The following is an 11,426-nucleotide window of genomic DNA, read 5'->3' on the forward strand; positions in this document are numbered from 1 at the left end:
AGGCCGGGGCATCCACGTTCTTCGTGCCGTGAGGCGATGCGTGGATGGCCGGGACAAGCCCGGCCATGACGCGCGGCGAGAAAGCGGCTCCTTCTCACGCCGCCTTCTGTCCGCTCCCCGCATCGAGCCCGGCATAGACCCCGCGCTCGAAGCCGGCGAATGCTTCGAGGCATTTCGCGTCGGCGAACGGCAGCAACTGCATCAGGATCACGCCGGTGACGTCGCGGGCCGGGTCGATCCAGTAGTAGGTGTTGGCGAGGCCCGCCCAGGCGAGGCTGCCCGCGCTGCGCCCTTCCGCGGTCTTGGCGGTGTTGATCATGAAGCTGAGGCCCCATTTCTTCACCTGGTCCGGATAGAGGTCGACGTCGTTGGTGTACATCGGCGCCGCCGTGGTCATCTTGCCCATGGCGAGATCGCCGATATGGTTCTGTCCCATCATCGCGACGGTCTCGGCCCTCAATACCTGGTTGCCGTTGCCGCGGCCCTTGTTCAGGATCATCCGGGTGAACTTGATGTAGTCGGCCGTGGTCGCGTAGAGGCCGCCGCCGCCCATGTGGAATTCCGGCTCCTGCTCGAGCTCGAACGGGATCGATGCGAGCTGGCCGTCCTCGCCGCGCGCATGCATGCCGACGAGGCGCTTGCGCATGTCGTCGGTGATCTTGAAAGCGGTATCGCTCATGCCGAGCGGGTTGAAGAGATTGTCCCGCAGGTAAGCATCGAGCCGCTTGCCGCTGACCGCTTCCACCGCCTTGCCGACGAAGTCGATATTGGTGCCGTATTCCCAGCGCGTGCCGGGATCGGTCATAACAGGCGTCTTCAGTGCCGCGTTCTGGCAGGTGGTGATGGCGGGAATGCCGTTCTTGTCGAGATAGACCGCGAGATCGCCGTTCCACATGTTGTAGCAGAAGCCTGCCGTGTGGGTCATGAGCTGGCGCAGCGTGATCGGGCGCTTGGCCGGCCGCAGCTTCGCCTCGCCCTTGGCATCGAAGCCTTCGAGCACCTGCGGGTTGGCCAGATCGGGCAACACCTCACCGATCGGCGCATCCAGCGACAGCTTGCCCTGCTCGACCAGCTGCATCGCGCCCGCCGAGGTCACCGCCTTCGTCATCGAGGCGATCCAGAACACGCTGTCCGCCGTCATCGCATCGGGCTTGGACAGGTCGCGCTTGCCGAACGCACCCTGATAGAGCACGTCGTTACCGCTGGCGGCGATCGCGACGACGCCGGGGATTTCCTTGGTGTCGCTCTTCTGGCGCAGGATCTCGTCGATCTCGGCTTTGCTTTGCATGGCGTTTCCTCCGGTTTGATTATTGTTGGAAGTGATCGATTGTCCTCCCGCACGCCCCGCGCGGCAAGCGTGTCCCGGTGCCCGCGTTGGTCGCGATGTCGTGACTTGACCGGCCGCACCCACCGCAGGACGACAGGACGGCTGAACTGCAGCACCCCGTCACAATCTGCGGTGGATGACACCAGCCCGCCGTGACCTTGGGTGGGCGCCGGCGATATATTTCGCGTGTTTGAATCACTTGAAACATTTTGTGCCTTGCGGCGTTTCAGCACGCGGCCAATCGGCCAGCGACGTTAAGACTTGATGCAAATTGGCGGTCGCTGAGCGGCTGCGAGGGGACTCAGATGATTTCGACCTGGAGCGAATGGAAGCGCTATCCCCGTCCCGGACGGGGTGAGAATTTGGAGGCGCCGATTTCGCCCGGCATCTACGAGGTGCGCATCGCCGGCACCGGCGCGCTCTATTCCTTCGGTGCGGTCGACAATCTGGCGCAAGCCCTGGCGCTGCTGCCGGTCGGCTCGAAAAGCTGGTTCGGTCGCCGCAACCCCTCCGACGTTCCCGATCTCGAATACCGGACGTGCGCAACGTCGTCCAAGGCCGGCGCCAAGGCCGCAGCCGAGCGCATGATCGGCCGGCGTGAGACCTATATGAGCGGCGCGGCCTAAGGCCGCTCCCAACTTAACCCTCCAGCAGATGTGCGTTACGGGGCGGTGCATTGGGCGCTGCTTATCCCTATATTCCGGGCCGATCTGATCGCCCCCAGGGAGTACGCCATGACACCGACCGCCGCCGCACGCGCCCCTCAAGCCACCGCCACTCTGCGCGACCGGTTGAAGGACCCTTCGCTGCTGAAGGAGGCCTGCTACATCGACGGCGCCTGGGTCGGCACGGCGGTTTTCGCCGTCAACAATCCCGCGACCGGCGTCGAGCTCGCAAAAGTTCCGCAGCTTGGTGCAGATGATACGACCAAGGCGGTCGAGGCCGCCGAGCGCGCATTTCCTGGCTGGGCCAAGCATACCGCCAAGCAGCGCTCCAACATCCTGCGCAAATGGTTCGAGCTGATCACAGCCAATCGGGAGGATCTCGCGCTGATCCTCACCTCCGAGCAGGGAAAGCCGCTCACCGAGGCGCTGGGCGAGGTCGATTTCGGTGCCGCCTATATCGAGTTCTTCGCCGAGGAAGCCCGCCGCGTCTATGGCGAGACCATTCCGACCCAGCGGCCCGACGCGCGTCTGCTCGCCATCAAACAGCCGATCGGCGTTTGCGGCGCGATCACGCCGTGGAATTTTCCGAACTCGATGATCACCCGAAAAGTGTCCCCGGCGCTCGCGGCCGGCTGCACCGTGGTGCTGAAGCCCGCCAATGAAACGCCCCTGTCGGCACTGGCGCTGGCCGTGCTTGCCGAGAGGGCCGGTATCCCCAAGGGCGTGCTCAACATCGTCACCGGTGATGCGTCGCCGATCGGCAAGGTGCTATGCGAGCATCCGGCGGTGCGCTTCGTCGGCTTCACCGGCTCGACCGCGGTCGGCAAGATCCTCTATCAGCAGGCCTCCGTCGGCGTGAAGCGGCTCGGCCTCGAGCTCGGCGGCAATGCGCCGTTCGTGGTGTTCGACGACGCCGACATCGACGCCGCGGTCGAAGGCGCCATCGTCTCGAAATACCGCAACATGGGTCAGACCTGCGTCTGCGCCAACCGCCTCTACGCCCAGGACAAGATCTACGACGAATTCGTACAGAAGCTGTCGAAGAAGGTCGCCGCGATGAAGATCGGCGACGGCACCGAGAGCGGCGTCACGCAAGGGCCCTTGATCAACCTGAAGGCGGTCGACAAGGTCGAGCGCCACATTGCGGATGCGGTCAAGCGTGGCGCCAAAATCGTCACCGGCGGCAAGCGCAGCGAGCTTGGACGCTCGTTCTTCGAGCCGACCGTGCTGGCCGACGTCAAGTCGGACTCGCTGGTGGCGCAGGAGGAAACCTTTGGTCCGCTCGCGCCGGTGATCCGCTTCAAGGACGAAGCCGACGTCATTGCGATGTGCAACGCCTCGCCGTTCGGCCTCGCCTCGTATTTCTACTCCCGCGATCTCGGCCGCGTCTGGCGCGTCGCCGAGGCGCTGGAGTCCGGCATGGTTGGCGTCAACACCGGCCTGATCACCACCGAAGTCGCGCCCTTCGGCGGCGTCAAGGAAAGCGGCCTGGGCCGCGAAGGTTCGCGTCACGGCATGGAAGAATATGTCGAGATCAAATACGTGATGATGGCGGGGGTGTGAGCCTCCGCTTATCCCTCCACGTCATTGCGAGCGAAGCGAATCAATCCAGAATCTTTCCACGAAGACAGTCTGGATTGCTTCGTCGCACCAGCGCAAAATTGCCTGGCAATTTTGTCGCGGGCTCCCCGCAATGAGGAAGCTGCGGCCTGATCATCGCCGCAGCACCGCGATCGTCCTATTCGCAAACGCCAACCGCTCGGCCATGACTGACACGAAAAAGGTCAGGAGCTTGTGGCTGAGCGCTGGCTCCTCGTCCCTGATCGCGTCGAACTGGCGCGTATTGAGGACGTAGAGCACGCTGTCGACCTCCGCCTGGATCGTCGCACTGCGCGGCGTGTTCGACACCAGTCCCATCTCGCCGATCGTGGTGTAGCGGCCGAGGCTGCGCACGCGCGTGGTGCGATCCTCCTCGGCGGGGACCATGATGCCCAGGCGTCCCTCGAGTATGAAGTGCATGGAATCGGCGGGGTCGCCGGCCCTCACGACGACCTCGCCGGCCTCGACCTCGATGCGCTGGCAGCGGTGGATCAGCCTGTCGGCATCATCCTCGCTGTCAAGGATTCGTGTGAACCAGCCGCGCAGGCTGGCCTCCTCCTGCTCCAGCCCCTGATGCTGCGCGATGATTTCGTTCTCGCACCATTCCAGCGCGTGATCGAGCTCGGGAACGATGGTGACGCCGTCGCCGACGAAGTCGCTGGAGCGCAGCACCTTCTCCGCCGCGACCGGCAGATGCACCAGGATCAGCTCGACGCCGAGGTCATGCGCGCTGCGCTTGATCTGGGCAAAGCTGTAGGCAGCCGACGAATCCACGCCGGTGACGAGCTTGAAGTCGAACAGCAGGTAGCGGCATTCCGGGCGCTCCTGCAGCAGCCGCTTGACATGCTGGTAGAGCCGGTTGGCGGAGCCGAAGAACAGGTAGCTCTGAAGATTGAGACCCTGAATCTTGCCGCCATGCGCCAGCAGCACCTCCTGGTCGTCGCGCGAGCGATCGAGCGAAGAGCGAAACTCGGCGCCGTCAAAGCTGTACTTGATCGACTCGACCCGGGCCGCGCTGAACGCAAACGTCGCGCAGCCGATGATCACGCCGATGAGGATGCCCGGGACGAAGCCCCAGCCGATGATAATGACGATGATGGCGACCAGCGAGAGATATTCGAGATTCGACAGCCGCTTGCGCGATTCGATGATCCATTTGTGCAACTGGTCAGCGCCCAGATAGAGCAACAGGCCGCCGAGCACGAATTTCGGCATGAAGCCGAGCAGCTCGGGCGCGACTGCCAGCATCAGCAGCGACATGGCGGCAACGGTGAGGCCGGAGAGGCGTCCGCGGCCGCCAGCGCCGAAATTGAGGACCGACCGGCTGACCGAGATGCAGCCGGCATAGCCGCCGAGTGCGCCGGTCAGAATGTTGGCGGCGCCGGTGACGTTCAACTCGCGCTCCAGATTGGCTTCGCGATGCACGGCGACTTCAACGCCGGTGGTATTGAACAGCGTGCCCGACGCGGCGACGAAAATGACGGCAACGAGGTTGCCGAGCAAGTCCGGCACCGCTGACCACGGATATCGCGCGAGCTCGTCGATGTGCCATGGCAGCATGAAGGCTGCCTGCGGAGGAGGCCGGAAGGTCCAGCCCATGGCACGGGCTTGCTCCAGCGAGATCCCCAAGACCCAGAACGCCACATGAGCGGTGAGCATGCCGCCGATCAGGATGATCGGTAATCCGAACGGGCTACGCGAGCGGTGCCAGGTCAGATACAGCACCAGCGCCATTGCGCAGGCCGCACCCAGCTCCAACAGCGCGACTCCATTGGCGACGCGCTGGAGCGTCGCGAACTCGACGGGGTGATCGGTGATGACCCGGATCGCGCCCATGACGATCACGAATCCGGTGGCACCGAGAAAGCCGCCGACCACCGGGTAAGGCACATAGCGGATCGCGCGGCCCATACGCGTCAGGCCCAATCCGCACAGTACGAATCCGGTCAGGATCGTCGACAGACCGAGCGTGATCAGGATGGACGATAGCAGTGGCGCGGGCAGGTTGGCGGTCTCGATGCGCTCGACCAGCGAGGCCGCCAGGATGCCTGTCATCGCGGCGGTCGAGCTGTCGGGTGCGGCAATTGCGAAAGGCAGGGAGCTGCCCAATGCGATCACTGCCGCGAGTACGGCGGAGCTGATGAAGGTCGCGGCGATGCCAAACGAAAGATATGGCGACAGCGGGCCAGCGAAGATCAGCAGCGAATAGGACAGCCCGAAGGTGACGGTAAGGACGCTGGCGGCGCTGCCGCCCAATATATCGTTGAGCGCACGTTTGAGGGACGGATTGAAACGGGGAGCCGGGCTGAAATTGATCGCTGGATCGGTCACGCCGGTGCGCTCGCCCTCTGAAAAGTCCCGTTCCAGACGTAGACGACTGCGGGTTTAACGCAACTGGATTCTTGTAGCTATTAAGTACCGAGACAGTTTTGGCGATGTCTCGCGATCCGATCGATGGCATTGTGAATGGCCAAACATCCGGAGCGGCGGCTGGGGCAGGGCACGCCGGCCTCTCCACGTCATGGCGAACGCAGCGAAACCATCCAGCATCGTTCCTCGGGGTGGCGACGGAGCTAGATCTCCAGCTCTTTCCCCGTCACCCGCCGATACGCTTCGAGATAGCGCTTGCTCGTCGCCTCCACCACGCTCGCCGGTAGCGGCGGCGGCGGGGCGTCGCCGTTCCAGCGGCCGGCGCGGCGCTCGACGTCGAGATAGTCGCGCAGCGGTTGTTTATCGAAGCTCGCCTGCGGCTGGCCTGGCTTGTAGGCACTGGCCGCCCAGAAGCGTGAAGAATCCGGGGTCATCACCTCGTCGATCAGGATGATGCGGCCGTCCTTGTCACGGCCGAACTCGAACTTGGTGTCGGCGATGATGATGCCCTGCTCGCGCGCCAGCTCCTCGCCGAGCGTGTAGATTGCGCGCGTCATGCTCTCCAGCGTGTAAGCAACCTCGTCGCCGACGACTTCGCGCATCTTCGCGATGGTGATGTTCTCGTCATGGCCGCTCTCGGCCTTGGTCGCCGGGCTGAAGATCGCAGGCTCAAGCTTCTCGCTCTCGACGAGTCCGGCCTTCAGCTTTTCGCCGGCCAGCGTGCCGCTCGCGGCGTACTCCTTCCAGGCCGAGCCCGAGAGGTATCCGCGGATCACGCACTCGATCGGGAACACGGTGGTGCGCTTGCACAGCATGGCACGGCCGAGAATCTCGGCGCGGTGGGGCTGCAACGCCGGCACGGCGGCGAGGATCGCGTCGGTGTCGGCGCTGATCATGTGATGCGGCACCACGCCTTCGAGCTCATTGAACCAGAACGCGCTGATTTGCGTCAGCACCGCGCCCTTCATCGGGATCGTCTCGCCCATCACGACATCGAAGGCGCTGATGCGGTCGGTAGTGAGGAGCAGCAGGCGATCGTCGTCGACAGCGTAGATGTCGCGCACCTTGCCGCGGCCGATTTTGGGGAGCGGCAGGTCGCTGGAGAGCATGGCGGTCATCGGCAAATCTTTCGCAGGCAAATCTTTCAGACAAGGCTTTCAGGCAGGACATGCGACCGCGCTGGATGGCGTGGCCGAAGACCGGATTAGCCTATTCCGGCAGCGGAATGAACTCATGTTCCTGCGGAACTGCGGCGAAGCGGCCGGTTTTCCAGTCCTGCTTGGCCTGCTCGATCCGCTCCTTGCTGGAGGAGACGAAATTCCACCAGACGTGGCGTGGCCCCTCCAGCGCATCGCCGCCGAGAAACATCATCCGTGTCGCCTTTAGCGCCTTCACCGTAATGCGATCGCCGGGCCGGAAGATCAGGAGCCGCGGCGCTTCGTAACGCTCGTTGGCGATCTCGACCTCGCCATCGACGATGTAGATCGCGCGCTCCTCGTGATCAGGATCGAGCGGCACGCTGGCGCCCGCCACCGCCGTGACCTCGGTGTAGAACCAGGGCGACACCATCGTGACCGGCGAGGTGATGCCGAACGAGGAGCCCGCGATCACCCGCGCGGTGAAATCGCGCTCGGAGATCATCGGCAAATCGCCCGCGCCGTAGTGCTGGAACGAGGGCGCAATCTCTTCCGATCTCGCCGGCAGCGCGATCCAGCTTTGCAGGCCGAGCATCTTCTGGCCCGAGGCGCGCTGCGCATCAGGCGTGCGCTCGGAATGGGCGATGCCGCGCCCGGCGGTCATCAAATTCATCGCGCCCGGCGCGATCTCCTGAACATTGCCCTCGCTGTCGCGATGCATGATCGCGCCGTCGAACAGATAGGTGACGGTAGCGAGCCCGATATGGGGATGCGGCCGCACGTCCATGCCCTTGCCGGAGACGAACTGCACCGGCCCGAAATGGTCGAAAAAGATGAACGGCCCGACCATTTGCCGCTTGCCATGCGGCAGCGCGCGCCGCACCGCGAATCCGTCGCCGAGATCACGCGTGCGCGGCACGATGACGAGATCGAGCGCATCGCAGGACATGGGATCGCCGAGCACGGGATCGTTCGAGGGCTGCCAGCTCATGGTGGACTCCTGTTTTTTGCGGGTATGATCGTAGCAGAACAATTGTGAGAACGGGAGGAGACCAGATGATTCCGCCGCTCAAGCCCGGCGCCGAGCTGCTCCAGGTCAAAGGTCCAAGAATCGATACCCAGCGCCTGATCCTGCGCCCATGGCGCGCAGGCGATATCGCTCCGAACGCCGCCATGTTGGCCGATCCCGGCACGGCCCGTTTCATCGCGCCGGATGGCAAGCCGATCACCACCGAGATCGGCGGCTGGCGCAACGCAGCCGTGATCTCCGGGCACTGGGCGCTCTATGGCTTCGGCATGTTCGCGGTCGAGGAAATGTCGAGCGGAAAATATATCGGGCGAGTTGGCCCTTGGTGCCCGCCCGGCTGGCCCGCCTTCGAGGTTGGCTGGGGCATTGCCTCGGAATTCCGCGGGAAGGGCTATGCGGTTGAGGCGGCTCGCGCATCGATCGACTGGTCGTTCGACAGCTTCGAAATTGACGAGATCATGCACTGTATCGAAAGCGAAAACGTGCCGTCGCAAGGCGTGGCGCGCAGCCTGGGTGCGCGGAAGGATCGCGAGATCGATCTGTTCGGCAAGCCCGCCGATGCCTGGATCACGTCGCGTGCCGCCTGGACCCGGCAAAATTGAAACGGTGCTCGATCTGACTTAAGTTCGCGTAGCGCGCGAATGGGCGCGATTGGGTCGACCTGATGCTGCTTGCCAATCTCGAACTTGCATTCCGTGCGGCGTCGGTAGCGTTGCTGCTGGTGCTGGCGGCGTCATTGCTCTCCGATTTCCGTAGCGTGCTCACAGCCCGCCTCGGCGCAGCCTTCGCGCTCGGCTCGGCCGCACATGCGGCGAGCTATTCGGTCGGCGTCACGTCCGTGATCCCGCTATGGCACGCGCCGCTGATCGCGCTCTCGACCGGAAACATCGTGGTGTTCTGGATGTTCACGCGGGCGCTGTTCGAGGATGAGTTTCGTCTGCGCGGGTGGCATGGGCTGGTCTGGGCGCTGGTCACTTCCTTCAGTTTCGCGGGGTGCGTCTGGATCGCACCTGCTGGCCACGTGCGATTCTCCGTGACCGCAGTCAATCTGATCGTCCTCGGCTTCATCGGGCTTGCGATCGGGCAGACGATCGCCTCGTGGCCGGCCGATCTGGTCGAGCGCCGCCGCCGCGTTCGCGTCTTCATCGTCTGCGCAGCCGCGCTCTATGGCGGGCTGAATGCAGCACTTCAGATCGTCGTTGCCGGTCACCGCGTCGGCGATGTCGCCGATTCGATAAACACCGCCGTGCTTGCCTGCGTCGTTGCGGGCATCGCGTGGGCGATGATGCGCGTCGACGGCGCCGATCTGTTTCCAGTCGCGGTGGAGACCGCGCCGGCGATTGCGCCTAGCCAGCCGCTGGCTTCCGAGGATGCCGCCGATCAAAAGCTCATCGAGGCCCTGATGCGGCTGATGGCGGACGAGCGGGTCTATCGCCAGGAGAACATCACCATCGGCGCGCTTGCGGGCCGGCTGAAGATTCCCGAATACCGCCTGCGCCGGCTGATCAACCAGCGCCTCGGCTACCGCAACTTCAATGTGTTCCTGAACAATCACCGGATCGAGGAGGCCAAGGCCGCGCTCGCCGATCCCGCCCAGGCCGAGGTCCCCGTCATCACCATCGCCATGGACGCCGGCTTCCAGTCGCTCGGTCCCTTCAACCGCGCCTTCAAGGCGGTCACGGGCGTGACGCCGACGGAATATCGGCGGCTGAAGGTGAATATGGTCTGACTGCTAATCTCCTGTAATATCGGCGTAATTCCAAAATCGGCGAACCCGGCACAGTTTCAGCGATGCCATTTTCCAAATCCGGCGAGCGCTCTGCCCCCCATTCCGGCTTTCTCCCCGGGCATACGCCCAAGCCGGAGACCGCCAGTGACCCGCCGCCGCAAGATCATCCTCATCACCACCATCGCCTGTGCCGGTCTTGTGCTCGGCGCCGCGCGGGCCCGCGACGTGCCCAAGGTCGCCACCGGCTTCGTCGCCGACATCCTGTGCTCGGAGACGTTCGTCTCCGGCCTCGATCCTCAGCGCACCTTTGCCGAGACCAATGACGCCATGTCCGGGGCGGGCCTGATCAGCTGGGCGATGGATTATCAGGTCGATCGCGTCCGCAAGGATGTCACGGTGACGCTGTTCGGAATCGGCCGCAGCCACGCCGTCTATCGCGAGGGGCTCGGCTGCACGCTCGACCATGGCGCGGGGATTGCCGCTGTCGAGCCTCCTGCGGATGTCAGGCAGCCCGCATTGCTGCCCGAGATCGCCGGGCCTGGAATCGTGCCGTCGCAAAGCCCCTCACTTTCCACCGCGCTCGACCGCGCCTTCGCCGAGCCTGCGCAGCCGCCTTACCGGCGCACCCGCGCGGTGGTCGTGATGAAGTCGGGCCGCGTCGTCGCGGAGCGCTATGCGGAAGGCGTCGGGCCGGAGACGCCGCTGCTCGGCTTCTCCATGACGAAATCCGTCATCTCGGCGCTAACAGGTGTGCTGGTGCGCCAGGGCAAGCTGAAGCTCGACGAGCCCGCGCCGGTCGCTGCCTGGAAGAACCCGAATGATCCGCGCCGCGCCATCACCGTCGATCAGTTGCTGCGCCACACCGCCGGGCTGGCGCTCGGCAGCTCATTGCAGGCTTCGCTCGGCTCCGCGTTCGAGCCGGTCAACCGGATGAAGTTCGTGGAAGCCGACATGGCTTCCTATGCGGAGAGCATGCCGCTGGAGACCGCGCCCGGAGCCGTGTGGAATTATCACGACGGCAACATGCTCATCCTCTCGCATGTGATCCGCGTCGCTGCCGGCGGGAATCCCGCAGACGCGCTTGCCTTCGCGCGCCGCGAATTGTTTGCCCCGCTCGGCATGCGCCACGTCACGCTCCAGCTCGACGGCGTCGGCACGATCGAAGGCTCGAGCGAAATGCTCGCACCGGCGCGCGACTGGGCGCGCTTCGGCCAGCTCTATCTCAACGACGGCGTCGCCGGCGGCAAACGTATCCTGCCCGAAGGTTGGGTGAACTACACCGCATCGCCGACACCGAACGCGTGGGTTGGCATCGGCGCCGGCTTCTGGACCAACCAGGGCGACAGTTTTGGCGCGAAGTTTCGCGTCGAGCACGGCTGGCCACGCGATGCCTTCTTCGCCAAGGGCACGATCGGGCAATACACCATCGTGATTCCGTCGGAGAAGCTGGTGATCGTGCGGATGGGGCGCTCGCCGAACGGACCGCCGCAGGCAGACGGCGTGTTCGATCTGGTGCGCGACGTGGTGGCCGCGACGCGCGAGAAGGGGAAGATGGCGGGCGTGGATTAGGTGC

At 64.5% G+C, this 11,426-nt stretch carries 9 protein-coding genes; 5 read left to right on the plus strand and 4 right to left on the minus strand.

The window, feature by feature from the left end; all coding sequences use genetic code 11:
- Positions 1-94: 94 nt before the first annotated feature.
- Complete coding sequence (locus tag IVB28_RS00490) at positions 95-1,288, minus strand: serine hydrolase domain-containing protein (protein WP_247524113.1); 1,194 nt, start codon at positions 1,286-1,288, stop codon at positions 95-97.
- A 344-nt stretch (positions 1,289-1,632) separates the two neighbouring features.
- On the opposite strand from IVB28_RS00490, the gene IVB28_RS00495 reads away from it, so the two are divergent.
- Both IVB28_RS00495 and IVB28_RS00500 read left to right on the plus strand, forming a co-directional pair.
- Entirely contained in the window at positions 1,633-1,953 is a 321-nt protein-coding gene (locus IVB28_RS00495) for a hypothetical protein (RefSeq protein ID WP_247524114.1), read from the plus strand.
- Positions 1,954-2,061: 108 nt separating this feature from the next.
- The gene (locus IVB28_RS00500; RefSeq protein WP_247524115.1) at positions 2,062-3,555 is read left to right on the plus strand and encodes an NAD-dependent succinate-semialdehyde dehydrogenase; all 1,494 of its coding nucleotides are present in this window, start codon (positions 2,062-2,064) and stop codon (positions 3,553-3,555) included.
- 150 nt (positions 3,556-3,705) lie between these two features.
- Here the strand turns inward: IVB28_RS00500 and IVB28_RS00505 are convergent, their stop codons facing one another.
- From IVB28_RS00505 to IVB28_RS00515, 3 genes are all read right to left on the minus strand, one after another.
- Positions 3,706-5,922, minus strand: a complete 2,217-nt coding sequence (locus IVB28_RS00505; protein WP_247524116.1) for a SulP family inorganic anion transporter — start codon at positions 5,920-5,922, stop codon at positions 3,706-3,708.
- A gap of 242 nt (positions 5,923-6,164) precedes the next feature.
- On the minus strand, positions 6,165-7,079 hold the full coding sequence (locus IVB28_RS00510; RefSeq protein WP_247524117.1) for a phosphoribosylaminoimidazolesuccinocarboxamide synthase: 915 nt from the start codon (positions 7,077-7,079) through the stop codon (positions 6,165-6,167).
- Between the two features lie 91 nt (positions 7,080-7,170).
- Complete coding sequence (locus IVB28_RS00515) at positions 7,171-8,088, minus strand: pirin family protein (protein WP_247524118.1); 918 nt, start codon at positions 8,086-8,088, stop codon at positions 7,171-7,173.
- Between the two features lie 65 nt (positions 8,089-8,153).
- Between IVB28_RS00515 and IVB28_RS00520 the strand changes: the two genes are divergently transcribed.
- From IVB28_RS00520 to IVB28_RS00530, 3 genes are all read left to right on the plus strand, one after another.
- On the plus strand, positions 8,154-8,726 hold the full coding sequence (locus IVB28_RS00520) for a GNAT family N-acetyltransferase (RefSeq protein ID WP_247524119.1): 573 nt from the start codon (positions 8,154-8,156) through the stop codon (positions 8,724-8,726).
- A gap of 62 nt (positions 8,727-8,788) precedes the next feature.
- Positions 8,789-9,853 (plus strand): helix-turn-helix domain-containing protein, encoded by a 1,065-nt coding sequence (locus tag IVB28_RS00525; RefSeq protein ID WP_247524120.1) that lies wholly within the window; start codon positions 8,789-8,791, stop codon positions 9,851-9,853.
- Between the two features lie 144 nt (positions 9,854-9,997).
- Complete coding sequence (locus tag IVB28_RS00530; protein WP_247524121.1) at positions 9,998-11,422, plus strand: serine hydrolase; 1,425 nt, start codon at positions 9,998-10,000, stop codon at positions 11,420-11,422.
- Positions 11,423-11,426 lie beyond the last annotated feature (4 nt).

This window comes from Bradyrhizobium sp. 199 (genome assembly GCF_023073355.1).
Taxonomy (GTDB): domain Bacteria; phylum Pseudomonadota; class Alphaproteobacteria; order Rhizobiales; family Xanthobacteraceae; genus Bradyrhizobium.

What these genes read in the sequence shown, in the direction of transcription:
- IVB28_RS00525 (WP_247524120.1), top strand. Translation starts at nt 8,789, where the DNA reads ATGCTGCTTGCCAATCTCGAACTTGCATTCCGTGCGGCGTCGGTAGCG.
- IVB28_RS00495 (WP_247524114.1), top strand. Translation starts at nt 1,633, where the DNA reads ATGATTTCGACCTGGAGCGAATGGAAGCGCTATCCCCGTCCCGGACGG.
- IVB28_RS00510 (WP_247524117.1), bottom strand. Translation starts at nt 7,079, where the DNA reads ATGACCGCCATGCTCTCCAGCGACCTGCCGCTCCCCAAAATCGGCCGC.
- IVB28_RS00500 (WP_247524115.1), top strand. Translation starts at nt 2,062, where the DNA reads ATGACACCGACCGCCGCCGCACGCGCCCCTCAAGCCACCGCCACTCTG.
- IVB28_RS00490 (WP_247524113.1), bottom strand. Translation starts at nt 1,288, where the DNA reads ATGCAAAGCAAAGCCGAGATCGACGAGATCCTGCGCCAGAAGAGCGAC.
- IVB28_RS00520 (WP_247524119.1), top strand. Translation starts at nt 8,154, where the DNA reads ATGATTCCGCCGCTCAAGCCCGGCGCCGAGCTGCTCCAGGTCAAAGGT.
- IVB28_RS00515 (WP_247524118.1), bottom strand. Translation starts at nt 8,088, where the DNA reads ATGAGCTGGCAGCCCTCGAACGATCCCGTGCTCGGCGATCCCATGTCC.